Raw genomic sequence first — 14,687 nt, forward strand, 5'->3', positions numbered from 1 at the left:
TTATTGCTCTAAAAAGTTTGTAACTTTGAAATTTGATGTTCCCTCCCAACAGTGGTTTAAAAATGCGTTTACCTGAGCATCTGCCGAGTCAGCCGATTCCCTAGATGCATTAAACTGGACTGCTGTCACAATGTACTCAAAGATAATTACGAACTCCTTTTGAGGTGAAATTCTTTCAACTACAATTGTTTCACCTATCTTAGGGATTTGAGGCATATTTACCACAAATGTCTCAACTTTTGGTTTATCTAGTGGATTTTTGAAATTGAAGTATTTACAGTAAACAATAATTTTCACTTAGACAACCACCAATAAGATTATAGATAATCAAAATTATCCTTTAATTGAAAAATTGTAAATATTATAATATTTTTTTAAAAAATATCGATCAGCTTATACCGATTATCCAAAATTAGGCTACAGCCATAAAGCTGTAAACCAAACTAATATTTGGCGAATTACGAATTACGAATTACGAATTACGAATTAGTATTATTTCCCCTGCCATAGTTGCCGTAACGACCTAAAAATCTTTACAAATCTCTCTTCTAGCCAGAGCATAGCATAATCAACCCATTCCAAAAGTTGCTCTAAGGGGTGCTTCTCATAGCCCGTTGAAGTTGCTTTGGTTTCTATCCAGTCTGGTTGTGCCTCAACTTGACTGCTTTGATAAAACTGTTGTTGCAACATTTCCCCTTTACGACTCTCACTTTTAGTTTGGGAAATACTGGTTCGGGTTTGTTTTGCAAAGGCAACTTTTTCAGATATTTTTTGACTTGAGGCGAGATTACTAGTTAATTGTTTCCTTTGCACCAAGCCAGATTTAACTTTAGATTGTTTTACAGTCAAATTATTTTGTGAAAAATGTCCTACTGATAAACTTGAGGCTAAAGCAGGATTTTTTCTTTGAGAAAGTGTAACTGGCTTATCAGCAATTATTTCAGTATTACCAAATAAATCATTCCACGTTAGCCAAGGATCATCTGTTAAATCCTGATTCTGCAAATGACGGCTTTTGGATAAGGCTTTTCTAAGGCGTGAAGATAATAGTTTACCTGGCAAACGCTCATCACTGGTTGTTGGCTCAAGTGTTTTTCTATTACCAACACCAAAAAAATAATTAAGCGCAGCCTCAATCAAAGCCTGAAGATTCAGTGTATGAGTTTCCAAACCATCAGCAGTAGTTGCAATTTCTCCTTTAGCAGCTAATTGCTCTTTGCCATAAAGAAATATGTTTAACTGAGTTTGGGCAACTTGGACAATTTCCTGGCTACGTTCTTGCACAGGTACTAAAGCATTTGATTCCAACTTAGCAACGGCTATATCTAGAAATGCTAATAATTTATCTGTATTAATTAAATCTTTTGATATTCCCTCAGCTAAAACTGGCATTTTAGCTGTATTCCCATCAGTAAGCTTTGCTAATAAACGGTCAATTTGTGGTAATAGCTGCGTTTCTTTTCTAGCTATAATCAATTGCCAAGACTGCCAGTAATTAGCAACTTCATTAATAATTCGGTCTTCTAATTTTGCCTGCTGTTGAGGTGTTAAAACATCTAAAATTTCATTGTCGGTAGTAACAAGTACTAAACTACGATTCATCAAATTTGTGGCGATTCCCCGCACTACCGGAAGATGCTGCTTGAGAGCCTTCTCTAACTGTGAAGAATTGAGACTTTCGGCTTGATTATCTGTAATATTTGATGATTGAGTAAGATGAGAGTGATTATCAACGAATTTAAGCCGGGAAAGTCCCAAAAAAACCAAAGGATTGAAAGGTTCAGATGTTTTCGTAAGAGTCGAGCCGGGTTCATCAGATGACAGATGATAAACAGCTTCTAATATATTTTGAATGGGGCTATCAGCATTTGGCAGAGTTTCGGGCTGGAAATCGGTATCATTTGGTTGTAACTTTAGCCTAGTTTGTGGTTCTTTGGTGTGTAGCGTTTTCCCAGAAGATTCCGATGACTGAAACAGTAGATACACTGGGTAAAGTAGTACCTCGACACCCCACTTAGTAGCAACTTGCAAATGCCGGAAGGTGTGTTCCCACTGTTCTGTCACTCGCCGAGATTGCTGGTGGACAAAGTTAAATAGTCTGCTTTGATAACGACCAGAAGAACCAGAAGACATAGTAGTAATTTTTTAGTTCAAGTCTTGTTAAGTTGTGAGACTCGCGCCAAACAATAAAAACAACCAACACCTCATCTTAGCGAAAATATGACCCCGACTGTCTCTCAATCCCAGACCAAATTTATCTCCCAAGCAATTGAGCAACTGCGCTCTTTTTGTCAAGTTAATCTTCAGTCTAATTGGCTATACCAGGAATGTGACCTGATTATTACTGATGTTGTAGCTGCTGATTTGTCTAATTGGCAACCTGTTCAGTTGAATGCTAAAGAACATATCGCTTGGACAGGCGGTAAAAAAGTGCTATGGCTAGTGCAAAGATTGGTGGTTCCCCAAGATTTACAGGGTTATCCCTTAGCTGGGTTATCTTTGCGGCTGGCGCTAGTTTGGTGGGCAGATTCTGCTGAGATTTATGTGAATGGGGAGTTAGTGCTGGAGGGTGATTTATTTGATTGTTCGCCTAGAGTGCTTCTGGGTCGAGGGGTGACACCAGGGGAAGAATTTACTGTGGCTTTGCGGTTAGTGAGTCCGGGACATTGTGATGGTGCTTTAGTACGATCTCTCCTAGTTTATGAGTCTACTGTTGATAATAATCCCGATCCGGGTTTTGTGGCTGATGAGTTAGCTGTGCTGCAACTTTATTTGGAACGGTTTGCGCCGGAGAAACTGGAAGTTTTGGCGGCGATGGTAGGGGAGGTTACGAACCGCAGAGGCGCAGAGGACACAGAGAAAGAAGAGTTGGTAAGGTCATTTTTATCTTTACGCCAAAACCTAATTCAATCAGATATATTAGCACCCCTTTTGAAGGGGGGTTGGGGGGATCAAAAATCTAAAATTTTCTTATTGGGTCATGCTCACTTAGATTTAGCATGGCTATGGCCTGTGAGTGAAACTTGGAATGCGGCGCAAAATACTTTTGAGTCGGTTCTGAAGTTACAAGAAGATTTTCCTGAGTTAATTTTCTGTCATTCGACTCCCGCACTTTATGCTTGGATTGAAGAACATCGCCCAGATTTGTTTCAAGCGATTCAAGCACAGGTAGCCGCTGGACGTTGGGAAGTTATCGGTGGGATGTGGGTGGAACCGGAACTTAACCTGATTGCTGGTGAATCAATAGTCCGTCAGCTATTGTATGGTCAGCGCTACATCCAAGAAAAATTTGGTAAGCTTTCAACTGTGGTGTGGGTTCCAGATACTTTTGGTTTTTGTGCAACTTTACCGCAGTTTTTCGCTAATGCCGGAATTGAGTATTTTGTGACGCAGAAGTTGCGGTGGAATGATACTACTAAATTTGATTATGGGGCTTTTTGGTGGCGATCGCCTGACGGGTGCGAAGTCTTTAGTTTGATGTCTGCACCCATCGGTGAAGCTATAGACCCAGTTAAAATGGCATCCTATGCTCTTGAGTGGCAATCCCAAACTGGTTTACCAGAATCTCTCTGCCTTCCCGGTGTCGGTGACCACGGCGGGGGCCCCACCCGTGATATGTTAGAAACCGCCCAACGCTGGCAAAAGTCGCCTTTCTTCCCAGATATCGAATTCACGACGGCTGAAAAATATTTACAGCAAATCGTAGAGACGCGATTCATCGCGTCTGTCAGTCATTATGATTCTTCCCCTGCTTCCCCCCCTTCCCCTTCATTCCCTACTTGGAATGACGAACTATACTTAGAATTCCATCGCGGTTGCTACACTACTCACGCAGATCAAAAACGTTGGAATCGTCGTTGTGAAAATTTATTGTATCAAGCTGAACTATTTGCTACCTTGGCAACCGTAAGCTGTGGTGTGACGTATCCTAAAGCAGAAATCGAAGCAGCTTGGAAGCTGGTGTTATTTCAACAGTTTCATGATATTTTACCTGGTTCTTCAATTACCCAAGTTTACACAGATGCGTTGCCCCAGTGGCAGCAAGTGGAACAAATAGGAACGAAGATATTACAAGAATCACTTTTAGCGATCGCATCTCACATTACCCTATCAGAACCACCAAAACCCGATAGTTTGCCTATTTTTGTTTTCAATTCTCTCAGCTGGCAACGTTCTGAGGTAGTCTCTGTAGCCCTACCCACACCAGAAGAATGGCAGATTTACGACACTTCTGGAAAGCAGCTTGTCTCCCAATTATCTGAACCATCAACGCTACTATTTCTCGCCACCGAAATTCCACCCGTAGGCTACCGCATATTTTGGCTTTCCCCCTCATCTCCCCCACCCCCGTCATTTCCCCCACTCCTCCCAGACTGGATTTTAGAAAATGAATTCCTACAAGTTGTTATAGACCCTGACACCGGAGATTTATCAAGTGTTTTTGACAAAATTCATCAACGAGAAATTTTAAGTGGGGCGGGGAATCAACTACAAGCTTTTAAAGATAGTGGTCAATATTGGGATGCTTGGAATATAGACCCCAATTACGCTCAACATCCTTTACCCTCAACAAATCTTCTATCTATTCAGTGGTTAGAACAAGGCCCTGTGCAAAGCCGTGTGCGCGTGGTACGTCAATTGGGTAAATCGGAATTTTGCCAAGACTATATTCTACAAACTGGTTCACCTCTGCTGAAAATAGCTACTACCGTTAATTGGCAAGAAAATCATGTATTGGTAAAAGCTGCTTTTCCTCTAAATGTTGAAGCAGACTTTGCTACATACGAAATTCCCTGTGGCGCAATTCGCCGCCCAACTAAACCGCAAACCCCCGCAGAACAAGCAAAATGGGAAGTTCCCGCTTTGCGTTGGGCTGATTTAACAGGAGAAACACAGAAGGGTATTCACGGTGTTAGTCTGCTAAATGATTGTAAATACGGTTACGACAGCAAACCGAATCAACTCCGCCTGACACTGCTACGCAGTCCTAATTGGCCGGACTCAGAGGCTGATAGAGGTTTTCACGAGTTTACATATACCTTGTATCCTCATGCTGGTAGCTGGGAATCAGCCCATACAGTACGGCGTGGCTATGAATTGAATATCCCATTGCAAGTGATATTGAATCCACTTACAACTCACAACGTAAACGCCCCGCTACAGCTAACAGCACTCGCTCAACGCACCGCTACCGCTAACAGTACTATTGAAAGGGTGAGTTTCCTAGATTTATCAGATGAAAATTTAATCTTGATGGCCTTGAAGCCATCAGAGGATGACCCACAACAATTAATCCTGCGGTGCTATGAATGTCACGGAGAAACAGCCGAGTTATCTTTGCAAACTGATTTAGGGATGAATATAGGAGATAAAGTAGATTTGTTAGAGCGTTCCTCTACTACTGAATTCTCATCTGGGCAACAAATCTTGACGATACAGCCTTGGAAAATCGCCAGTTTCAAGGTAGTACCAGCAATTAATCCCAGACTTGGATAAGTCAATACAGACCTAACCCTCAGCCCCTTCTTCCCTTGTAGGGAAGGGGAGTAGGATTCAAAGCCTCTCTCCTAAAAGGAGCTAACGTGTACACACAAGTTAAATTACCCCCCTTAATCCCCCCGATATATTGGGGGGAAAAAAGAAATCTAGTTCCCTCCCCAAGGCATCCGCTACGGTGTATACACAAGTTTTCTAGAGTTGCCCCACAGGCTTTTTATCCCCCCAACCCCCCTTAAAAAGGGGGGCAAAAAGCTCTCAAAGTCCCCCTTTTTAAGGGGGATTTAGGGGGATCTAGGACGATTTTGGTTTTCTAGAAAGATGTGTGTACACCGTAGCCTAAAAGGACAGAGGTCTAGCTGTACTAGCGGCTGACTCCTAACTCCTGTACAGACGCGATTAATCGCGTCTCTCCAAACTCCTAACTCTTTTAATCTTCGTGGTCATCAAAAGGATCGTTCAATTCCTTGCTAGGAGGGCCAAAGGAGGTATAAATCGAAATTCCAGTGATGGCAACCACTACGGCAGCCATAGAAATGCTAAGAACTATTGCGGGTTCCATAATTGAGAGATAGATTATGAGTGCTATTCTTATAGAATATTACAGAAGATTAAAAAAAGCTTTGGCAAGTAATCTTAGGTGAACTATGGCGCAAAGGACTAGGTTGGGAGATATCCTGAAACCACTTAACTCTGAATATGGGAAAGTGGCTCCAGGTTGGGGTACTACCCCTGTGATGGCTGTTTTTATTTTGCTATTTTTTGTGTTTCTGCTAATTATTCTGCAACTTTACAATAGAACACTGTTGGTTGAGGATGTAGTAGTCGATTGGCGGAGTTTAGGACGCTAATAGATACACAGCTATCAAGTTTGGATAACAAGTTAAGTTACACCCGGTACTTCCGGGTTTTTTTGTAGGTTGTGATTTGCTACTGGGCAAGAAGGGGCGTAAGGTCTTGCGCCCCTTCTAGAAATAATTCGGGATAATTTATTTTTTGCAAGTCCCTTGAGGAACGTAGCAAGATCCCACAGGGTAAAACAATATTTCCAGGGCTTTGTTGGATTGCGCTTTGTTTAACCCATCGCAATAGTTAAAGAGCTTAGATTTGCTTAAGCTGAACTACTATCGCAAATTCACTGGCACTGCTAATATCAACTATAGTTTTGTATAAACACTATTTAGACTAATTGTTACAGCAGATTTCAACCAACTTGTTCACGTACAAAACCTAAGTCTGATAGCCTTGCGTTTGGGAGCATCTTGAGCAAAGAGAACGACTAGAAATTTCCGCCTATACTCAAATCTTAGCCGGGTTAAAATACGAAAAAGACTTGATTAGAAACTTGTTTCGGGAGGGTATGATGCGCGAATCAGTGATTTATCAAGAGATTCTCGCTGAAGGGGAACAACGAGGAGAACGACGAGAACGATCGCTGATTGTTCGTCAACTAACTCGGCGCGTGGGAGAATTACCCCAAGAAGTGCGTGAGCAAATTGAAAGCCTCGACCTAGAGCAATTAGAAAATCTCGGTGAAGCTTTGTTAGATTTTCAAGCGATGCCTACGGCGGTAAACTACGCAGATTTAAAAACTTGGTTCAGTACATTAGAGCAGAAGGGCCAATAATAATATATGAGTCTATGGTAGTGGTTCTATAGTTGACAGGAGACAAAATGAATATATTTGGTATCGGTTTGCCGGAAATGGCTGTAATTATGGTAGTTGCATTGTTAATCTTTGGCCCAAAGAAGCTGCCAGAAATTGGTCGGAGTGTGGGCAAAACAATTCGTAGTTTCCAAGAAGCTTCTAAGGAGTTTCAAACCGAGTTTCAAAAAGAAGCAGAACAGCTAGAAGAAGTTGTCAAGACTACTGCTGAACTGGAACCTAAGCAAATCTATCCTGCTAAATCTGAGCAGGATACCGCTAGTTCTTCGCAACCTAGCTAGTACCGCTACGCGGAAGTCAAAAGTCAAAAGTCATGAATGCTTTAATTCTGGACTTTTTGGCTGTAATGAAATAGTAGGTTTATTTCCGCCTTTACTTAAGTCGGAGAGAAGGCTCCCACCATAATCTTTGATTTGGCGGCGAGATGAATCGAGGGCGAAAAACGAGAAGCGATCTTTGCAATCCCCCGCTATATCAGGTACTCCTGATATAGCGGGGGGAGGATGTCAATAGGAGAATGCTGGATATCAATTGACTGTAGGCAAAATGACAGAAGCTGTTAAGCAACCAGCTTTGGTGATTCCCCAGCTAATTGTTGGATTGGGGAATCCAGAAAGCAAGTACGACCAAACACGCCATAATATTGGCTTTGCTGCTGTAGAAACTCTCTCCCGTTCTTGGCACATTTCCTTAGCAGAAAACCGCAAGTTTCAGGGTGAGTATGGCGAGGGTATAGCCCCAGGTAGAGGTAAGATCCGCTTGCTAAAGCCGTTAACTTACATGAATCGCTCAGGACAAGCAATCCAAGCGGTAACAAGTTGGTATAAATTGCCGCCTGAGTCAGTGCTAGTGATTTATGACGACATGGATTTGCCTTTGGGAAAAACTCGTCTGCGCTTATCTGGTTCGGCTGGTGGACATAACGGCATGAAAAGTGCGATCGCACATCTTAGTACCCAAAACTTTCCCCGTTTGCGAATCGGTATTGGTAAACCCAAAGGTGCAGCTAATAACGATGATTCTGATGCTGTTTCTCATGTGCTGGGGCGATTTTCTGCTGCCGAAAATCAGCAGATGTCTCTTGTACTTCAGTTCGTGGTTGAGTGTATTGAACTAAGCCTCAAGCAGGGAGTAGAAAAGGCGATGAATATTTGTAATAGCCGCACCATTAATAATTCTGAGTCTTAGGGTTGGATGAATACTATCCTATAAGCTTGGCAAAGGCTCTTATTTTGGTTGATGGGCAGCGATTTTAGCTTGCTCCATCCAACCGAGATAAAGCCCTTACGCCTTCTGTGCTTGGGAAAAGTGACTCATCTACATCCTAATTTGGGGTGCGGCATAGTTTGCTTAATTTTTGTAAGAATAATGGCAATCACGTTGTTGCCTGTTTTAGGTCATAACCTCAAGCAACGCCACTACCAAACCAAGTAAGTTTAGTTAAAACGTCTTTTGCGTCTAGCTGCCACTGCCTTACGTTTACGCTTTTCTATCGGTGTTTCAAAGTGCCGATGATATTTCACATCAGCTAATATCCCAGCTTTGGAAACCTGACGTTTAAACCGACGCAAAGCTGAGTCTATTCCTTCGTTCTCTCCTAGAACCACCTGGGTCATTCTTGCCTATTCCTCATAATGAATAGTTTCCATTGTAATAGTAGCCTCAACCTTAGTAAAACCCCCCTGAGCTAAAGTCATGATTAAGAGGCTATTCGTCTAGTTGAGGCTAGTTGTGTGTGCTTCTAGATTGTGAAATTGGCACTTAACTAAAAGTTAATCTAACTGCCCTAATGCGCTCTCCGCAGCAGTAAAGAAGATAGCAAAATTGCAATGTCAAATTTTCCTGACTGTAATATTAACTGGCGATAAATGTAGTTTTGGCTACTATAACAATCCTAAGCGATTCGTGAGAGAGAATATCCCCAATTTCTTAAATAAATCGGGGATAATGTGACTTTGAATTCTTCGCAATCAGATAGGATGGCTATAGCAAATATGAGAAAATATGATTATGTTTGTAGATTTTAGAAGTTGATTCTGCCCTCATTAAATAATTTATATCCGGCTGCTAATGCTGCAAAAGCAACAAATAAATTCCATAAGCTAGTTGATCGGAAAATTACTCCACCACTGAAAAAAACTAGTACTATGCCAATACCTAACAAAATCCACCCAAGCTGACTAGCTTCTCTGCGAAAAAACACTAATGTAAACACACCTGACATGATTGCTAATACGGAAACAGTAGCAGGTAATCTACTGGAAAAAGGTAGATAGTAACCGCTAACAAATATTATATTTTTACCAAAAAAGTATAAGCCTGTAAAAAGTAGGATTAAACCTATAAGTCTGATTAACAGTCTGCCCATAATATTTGTATATTTATAATGGCTGAAGCCAATTTTAATCCGATTATACTGAAGTTTCTAAAATACTACTAAATTTTACGTAAAAAAAATAATTAAATTTAAGTAAATATACTGCTGTTTAGCCTCCCCTAGTTGAAGATACCAATACAAGTAATGATGGTTACATGAAGTAGTCCTTGCCAGCGTTTAATCAAGGTGCTTTAATAGCGATCGCATTCCGCAAATAGAAAATATGTACAAGACGCGCAGCGACTCGACATCAGACATCGCTGCTAGTGTTCATAAAATTACAGACTCAAAACATTAAACTCAAAGATATGACAAGCTAGTAGCATATCTTTGATACTAAATTCGCCCAAAAGCTGAATAGGAGCATATATGGAGCCAATCATTGCTATAGTCTTAGCGCTTATAGGTTATGCCTTAGGTTCTGCAAAACTGATTAATCAAGGTAATGAAGCCCTAGTCGAACGCTTGGGGCGGTATCATCGGAAACTTAAGCCAGGGCTGAACTTTATTGTTCCCTTGGTAGATCAGATTGTGATGGAAGATACTACACGAGAGCAGTTTTTAGACATCAAACCTCAGAATGTGATTACCCAAGATAATATTTACGTGGAAGTGGATGCTATTGTGTACTGGCGTATTAGAGATATTGAGAAAAGCTTTTATGCTATTGAGGATCTGCAAGGCGCACTGACACAGGTAACCACAACCACTCTCCGGGAAGTCATTGCCCAGAACACCCTAGAGCAGACCAATGTCTCCAGATCAGAGATGGACTCAGCTATCCTAGACCAGTTAAATAATATAACAGCAGATTGGGGAGTTGATATTATCCGGTTAGACCTTCAGAGAATTACCCTACCTGAGAGTGTACGAAAGTCTAGGGAAGAGGAGCAAGCCGCTGTAATCAAAAAACGGGCACTGATTACCGAAGCAGAAGGGGAAAAGGAAGCCGCCATTAAAAAAGCAGAAGGAACTATGGCTTCAGTGCAAATCATTTCTCAAGCTCTCCGTTCCAATCCTGACAGTAGAGACATTCTGCGGTATCTTGTAGCTCAAGATTACGTAGATGCTAGCCAAAAACTTGGTGAGAGCAATAATGCCAAAATTGTCTTTGTAGACCCGGCTAACTCAAGTGAAATGTTTCAAGAGTTGATAGCTGAGTCAGTAAATCAAGAAGGTAACGGCAAAAAATCCGAAAACGGTAATACTTAAGAGTCATGCTGTGCATCTTGTCTCAGTAGCGCATCGGCTACTAGTGAAACATCGCGCATTTCTTGAACATCGTGAACTCGGAGGATATCAGCGCCATTAAGAATAGCAGCACAACAAGCTGCTGCCGTTCCCCAAACTCGTGCTTTGGGATCAGGTTGATTTAAAATCCGACCAATGAAGCTTTTACGAGATGCTCCTACCAAGATAGGACAGTTGAGTCTTGTTAGCGATCGCAGGCGGCGAAAAATTTCTAAATTTTGCTCATAGTTCTTAGCAAAGCCAATACCAGGATCAATAATAATTTTATCCAGGTCAATGCCCGCAGCAGTTGCTACCCCAATTTGCCTAGCCAAAAAACTATAAATTTCTCCGAGCAAATCTTGATAATCAGTCTGTTGTTGCATTGTCTGTGGTGTTCCCCGGATGTGCATTAAAATTATCGGTACACTTAACTCTGCCACTGTTGGCAACATTTCTGAGTCAAAAGTGCCACCAGAAATATCATTAATAATATCCGCTCCAGCTTCTACAGATGCCCTTGCTACAGCAGCACGGGTTGTATCTACAGAAATCGGGACTGAAATTTCTGGTCTTAGCACCTGTAACACCGATAACACCCGGTCAAGTTCCTCCTCCAGAGTTATTTGCTTTGCCCCTGGTCGAGTTGATTGACCGCCCACATCGATAATGTCAGCACCAGCAGCCACCAGTGCTTGCGCCTGCACTAAAGCAGCAGAGGTAGTGTTAAACTCACCCCCATCACTAAAGCTATCAGGTGTCACATTCAAAATGCCCATTAAATAAGTCCGCTGTCCCCACTCGAAACAGCGTCCTCGAATTATTAAGTTGCTTGGCATAAATCTACATTGCTATGTAAGGCATTAGCCTCACTGTGGGCATTCCCATGCAGGGCATGGGAACGAGAAGAAAGCACATCACACTGACTGAAAATTCACAATCCGAGCGAAACTCTCAGGTTCCAAACTTGCTCCTCCCACTAAAACACCATCAATTTCTGGTTGAGCCATGATCTCATCAATATTATTCGGCTTGACTGAGCCACCATATTGAATTGATACATTTGGATTACTCAACTGGCTACGAATTAAGCTAATTATCCGATTCGCCTCCGCTGCTTCACAGGTATCACCAGTCCCAATCGCCCAAATTGGTTCATAGGCAATCACCAAATTATCCTGATCAATATCTACCAACCCTTTGTCGAGTTGGAGAGAAATCACTGATTCAGTTTCTCCCGCATCACGTTGTTGTTTTGTTTCGCCAACACAGAGAATTGGGGTCAAACCAAACCTTTGAGCCGCTCGAAGGCGTAGATTAACGGTTGCGTCTGTTTCACAAAAGAATTGTCGTCGTTCGCTATGACCGACAATCACAAAGCGCACACCACTTTCTGTCAGCATTGGGCCAGAAATCTCACCCGTATAAGCTCCATATTCTTCCCAATGGATATTTTGTGCCCCTAGTTGGATAAGGCTACCGTGCAAAGTCTTGGACAAAACGCTTAAATCAGTGAAAGGAGGGCACAATATCACTTCTCGCCCTTGGGGCGTTTCCTCTAAGTGGGGCAGAAATCCTCGTAGAAACTCTTGGGTTTCTGCCTGGGTTTTGTACATTTTCCAGTTGCCGGCAATAACGATTTTCCGCACAGGTAATTTAGTCAAGATCCTAACGAGTTATTTAGATGCATTTTTCAGTTTATGACTTTTTGTTAGTCATTAGTCATTAGTCATTGGTCATTGGGTATAGGGTATGGGGTAAAAATTATTCTTCTCCTGCTACCTCTGTCTTATCTCGCCAAACCCTTGCTAAAAATAACTAGGATGGTAGAGGGGGTGTATCTAAAATCTAAAATCCAAAATCTCAAATTAATATGACTTCGACATTGCCTGTGCCTGAACCTCATCAAAGCGATTCCGCTAACACTGACCCAAATTCTCTGAGTTGGGAGGAAGAACTGGATAGTGCCATTTTCAGTTTTGAAGATATTCAGACGGAACTGAACTATAAACAAGCACAAACGGCGCTGCGAAACTTGGTGACCAATCTTGACCTCACCCCCCAAGAAAAAACCGGATTGGAGACAGAAATTGCGGATTTGGAAACCATGCTCGGGAAGTTAGACCGCATGGTGGTGCAGATTGCGGCTTTTGGGATGGTGGGACGTGGTAAGTCTTCTCTACTCAATTCTTTGGTTGGGCAAACAGTATTTGAAACTGGACCGCTACATGGTGTCACTCGTGCTGCACAAAGAGTTAATTGGAGTATTAGTGAGGAAGCGATTGGGGAAACTGAACGTGCTTTGCGAGTTACTCTGCCTGGTGTAGGTCAATCCCAGGTGGAATTAATTGACACGCCTGGGTTAGACGAAGTAGATGGTGCAACCCGTGCCGCATTAGCTGAACAGATTGCCAAACAAGCAGATTTGATTCTGTTTGTGATATCTGGCGACATGACAAAGCTAGAATATGCCGCTCTTTCTCAGTTGCGGGAAGCAGGTAAACCGATTATTTTGGTGTTTAACAAAGTAGATCAGTATCCAGAAGCAGACCGGATGGCAATTTATCACAAAATCCGGGATGAAAGGGTGCGAGAATTGCTCACGCCTCTAGAAATTGTCATGGCTGCGGCATCGCCATTGGTGAAGACGGCGATTCGTCGCCCTGATGGTACTAGGGGCATACAGTTGCGTACAGGTAATGCCCAAATCGAGGAACTGAAGCTGAAAATTTTGGAAATTCTGCATCGTGAGGGTAAAGCCTTGGTTGCTCTTAATACCATGCTTTATGCCGACGTTGTAAATGAGCAATTGGTTGAGCGAAAACTGATGATTCGGGAACAGAATGCCAATCAGTTGATTTGGAAAGCTGTGATGACCAAAGCATTAGCGATCGCACTTAATCCCGTAACTGTGGTAGATATTCTGAGTAGTGTGGTAATTGATATTGCTCTAATTTTGGGTTTATCTAAACTGTATGGCTTCTCTATGACTGAAGCCGGGGCTGTACAACTGCTACAAAAAATCGCCCTGAGTATGGGCGGAATTGGTGCTAGTGAATTGTTAGCAAATTTGGGCTTGAGTGGATTAAAAACTTTACTGGGTATCTCTGCAACAGCTACCGCAGGTGTTGCCCTTGGCCCTTATATATCCGTGGCAATCACCCAAGCGGGAGTCGCTGGCGTTTCTTCTTACGGTATTGGACAAGTTACCAAAGTTTATTTAGCCAATGGTGCAACTTGGGGGCCTGATGGGCCGAAAGCAGTGATTAATCGGATTTTGACAAACCTTGATGAGACTTCAATTCTCAACCGCATTAAAGATGAATTACTCTACAAGGTAAAACTCAGAAAGTGATACATACACGTGGAATAAAGAAGGTTCGGTGATACCGTTCCTAGAAGCTCCTTGCTTCTCCTGTTCAGAGACGCTGCGCGTAGCTTTAACTAATTCATAATTACGAATTACGTTAGCGTAGCGGTAGCGAGTCCGCGAGCGTCATTACGAATTACGAATTATCCGCAATAATTGATGAATAAAATCTTTCTCAAACTTTAATCCTGCTAAAATCTCCGTGTAAGCAGCAGTATTTTGTCTTGTCTCGATATCTGGAATATTTGAAAGACCATGTGTACGACGGGCTATTCTGTGTCGCAGCTTGATTTGGGCACATTTTTTATGGTGACGTGTATTTAAAACTCGGAAGTTCGATCTGTGAACTCGGAACTTCGATCTGTGAACTCGGAACTTCGACCTTTGAATTCGGAACTTCAACCTTTGAATTCGGAACTTCGACCTTTGAATTCGGAAGTTCGACCTTTGAACTCGGAACTTCGACCTTTGAACTCGGAACTTCGACCTTTGAACTCGGAACTTCGACCTTTGAACTCGGAACTTGAGCTTCTGAACTCGAAACTTCG

13 protein-coding genes and 1 pseudogene are annotated in these 14,687 nt (G+C 42.2%); 7 read left to right on the forward strand and 7 right to left on the reverse strand.

Annotated elements, in window-relative coordinates; translation table 11 throughout:
• Both H6G92_RS04410 and H6G92_RS04415 read right to left on the reverse strand, forming a co-directional pair.
• Positions 1-297 carry a hypothetical protein gene (locus H6G92_RS04410; RefSeq protein WP_190891148.1) on the reverse strand — a complete coding sequence of 99 codons (297 nt, stop codon included), beginning with the start codon at positions 295-297 and terminating at the stop codon, positions 1-3.
• 195 nt (positions 298-492) lie between these two features.
• Positions 493-2,133, reverse strand: a complete 1,641-nt coding sequence (locus tag H6G92_RS04415) for a hypothetical protein (protein WP_190891150.1) — start codon at positions 2,131-2,133, stop codon at positions 493-495.
• An 87-nt stretch (positions 2,134-2,220) separates the two neighbouring features.
• On the opposite strand from H6G92_RS04415, the gene H6G92_RS04420 reads away from it, so the two are divergent.
• Positions 2,221-5,496, forward strand: coding sequence for an alpha-mannosidase (locus H6G92_RS04420; RefSeq protein ID WP_190891152.1), 3,276 nt, complete (start codon positions 2,221-2,223; stop codon positions 5,494-5,496).
• 430 nt (positions 5,497-5,926) lie between these two features.
• Here H6G92_RS04420 and psbN read toward each other — a convergent pair whose 3' ends face one another.
• On the reverse strand, positions 5,927-6,058 hold the full coding sequence (gene psbN / locus H6G92_RS04425; protein ID WP_012410654.1) for a photosystem II reaction center protein PsbN: 132 nt from the start codon (positions 6,056-6,058) through the stop codon (positions 5,927-5,929).
• Between the two features lie 85 nt (positions 6,059-6,143).
• On the opposite strand from psbN, the gene psbH reads away from it, so the two are divergent.
• The 4 genes and pseudogenes from psbH to pth all read left to right on the forward strand — a co-directional run bounded on the left by psbH (position 6,144) and on the right by pth (position 8,350).
• Positions 6,144-6,347, forward strand: coding sequence for a photosystem II reaction center phosphoprotein PsbH (gene psbH / locus H6G92_RS04430; RefSeq protein WP_109011888.1), 204 nt, complete (start codon positions 6,144-6,146; stop codon positions 6,345-6,347).
• 410 nt (positions 6,348-6,757) lie between these two features.
• Positions 6,758-7,123, forward strand: a pseudogene (locus H6G92_RS04435) (DUF4351 domain-containing protein); the annotation flags it as partial.
• Between the two features lie 47 nt (positions 7,124-7,170).
• On the forward strand, positions 7,171-7,443 hold the full coding sequence (locus H6G92_RS04440; protein WP_190891154.1) for a TatA/E family twin arginine-targeting protein translocase: 273 nt from the start codon (positions 7,171-7,173) through the stop codon (positions 7,441-7,443).
• Between the two features lie 265 nt (positions 7,444-7,708).
• Entirely contained in the window at positions 7,709-8,350 is a 642-nt protein-coding gene (gene pth / locus H6G92_RS04445) for an aminoacyl-tRNA hydrolase (protein WP_190891156.1), read from the forward strand.
• Between the two features lie 248 nt (positions 8,351-8,598).
• Here pth and rpsU read toward each other — a convergent pair whose 3' ends face one another.
• Both rpsU and H6G92_RS04455 read right to left on the reverse strand, forming a co-directional pair.
• Positions 8,599-8,778, reverse strand: coding sequence for a 30S ribosomal protein S21 (rpsU, locus tag H6G92_RS04450; protein WP_190891159.1), 180 nt, complete (start codon positions 8,776-8,778; stop codon positions 8,599-8,601).
• A 407-nt stretch (positions 8,779-9,185) separates the two neighbouring features.
• Complete coding sequence (locus tag H6G92_RS04455; protein ID WP_190891161.1) at positions 9,186-9,530, reverse strand: hypothetical protein; 345 nt, start codon at positions 9,528-9,530, stop codon at positions 9,186-9,188.
• A gap of 378 nt (positions 9,531-9,908) precedes the next feature.
• Between H6G92_RS04455 and H6G92_RS04460 the strand changes: the two genes are divergently transcribed.
• Complete coding sequence (locus tag H6G92_RS04460) at positions 9,909-10,751, forward strand: SPFH domain-containing protein (RefSeq protein ID WP_190891163.1); 843 nt, start codon at positions 9,909-9,911, stop codon at positions 10,749-10,751.
• On the opposite strand, the gene folP is transcribed toward H6G92_RS04460, so the two are convergent.
• Together folP and tpiA are read right to left on the reverse strand one after the other, a co-directional pair.
• A complete protein-coding gene (gene folP / locus H6G92_RS04465) occupies positions 10,748-11,608 on the reverse strand; it encodes a dihydropteroate synthase (RefSeq protein ID WP_190891165.1) in 861 nt (286 codons plus the stop codon). The genes H6G92_RS04460 and folP overlap by 4 nt on opposite strands.
• Before the next feature lie 78 nt (positions 11,609-11,686).
• Complete coding sequence (gene tpiA / locus H6G92_RS04470) at positions 11,687-12,418, reverse strand: triose-phosphate isomerase (RefSeq protein WP_190891167.1); 732 nt, start codon at positions 12,416-12,418, stop codon at positions 11,687-11,689.
• A 224-nt stretch (positions 12,419-12,642) separates the two neighbouring features.
• Here tpiA and H6G92_RS04475 point away from each other — a divergent pair, with 224 nt between their 5' ends.
• A complete protein-coding gene (locus H6G92_RS04475) occupies positions 12,643-14,124 on the forward strand; it encodes a GTP-binding protein (protein WP_190891169.1) in 1,482 nt (493 codons plus the stop codon).
• Positions 14,125-14,687 lie beyond the last annotated feature (563 nt).

It is taken from the genome of Nostoc foliaceum FACHB-393 (assembly GCF_014698505.1).
Classification (GTDB): domain Bacteria; phylum Cyanobacteriota; class Cyanobacteriia; order Cyanobacteriales; family Nostocaceae; genus Nostoc; species Nostoc foliaceum_A.

Coding starts and splice junctions, on each gene's coding strand:
- H6G92_RS04415 (WP_190891150.1), bottom strand. CDS start 2,133: ATGTCTTCTGGTTCTTCTGGTCGTTATCAAAGCAGACTATTTAACTTT.
- H6G92_RS04420 (WP_190891152.1), top strand. CDS start 2,221: ATGACCCCGACTGTCTCTCAATCCCAGACCAAATTTATCTCCCAAGCA.
- psbN (WP_012410654.1), bottom strand. CDS start 6,058: ATGGAACCCGCAATAGTTCTTAGCATTTCTATGGCTGCCGTAGTGGTT.
- psbH (WP_109011888.1), top strand. CDS start 6,144: ATGGCGCAAAGGACTAGGTTGGGAGATATCCTGAAACCACTTAACTCT.
- H6G92_RS04440 (WP_190891154.1), top strand. CDS start 7,171: ATGAATATATTTGGTATCGGTTTGCCGGAAATGGCTGTAATTATGGTA.
- pth (WP_190891156.1), top strand. CDS start 7,709: ATGACAGAAGCTGTTAAGCAACCAGCTTTGGTGATTCCCCAGCTAATT.
- rpsU (WP_190891159.1), bottom strand. CDS start 8,778: ATGACCCAGGTGGTTCTAGGAGAGAACGAAGGAATAGACTCAGCTTTG.
- H6G92_RS04455 (WP_190891161.1), bottom strand. CDS start 9,530: ATGGGCAGACTGTTAATCAGACTTATAGGTTTAATCCTACTTTTTACA.
- H6G92_RS04460 (WP_190891163.1), top strand. CDS start 9,909: ATGGAGCCAATCATTGCTATAGTCTTAGCGCTTATAGGTTATGCCTTA.
- folP (WP_190891165.1), bottom strand. CDS start 11,608: ATGCCAAGCAACTTAATAATTCGAGGACGCTGTTTCGAGTGGGGACAG.
- H6G92_RS04475 (WP_190891169.1), top strand. CDS start 12,643: ATGACTTCGACATTGCCTGTGCCTGAACCTCATCAAAGCGATTCCGCT.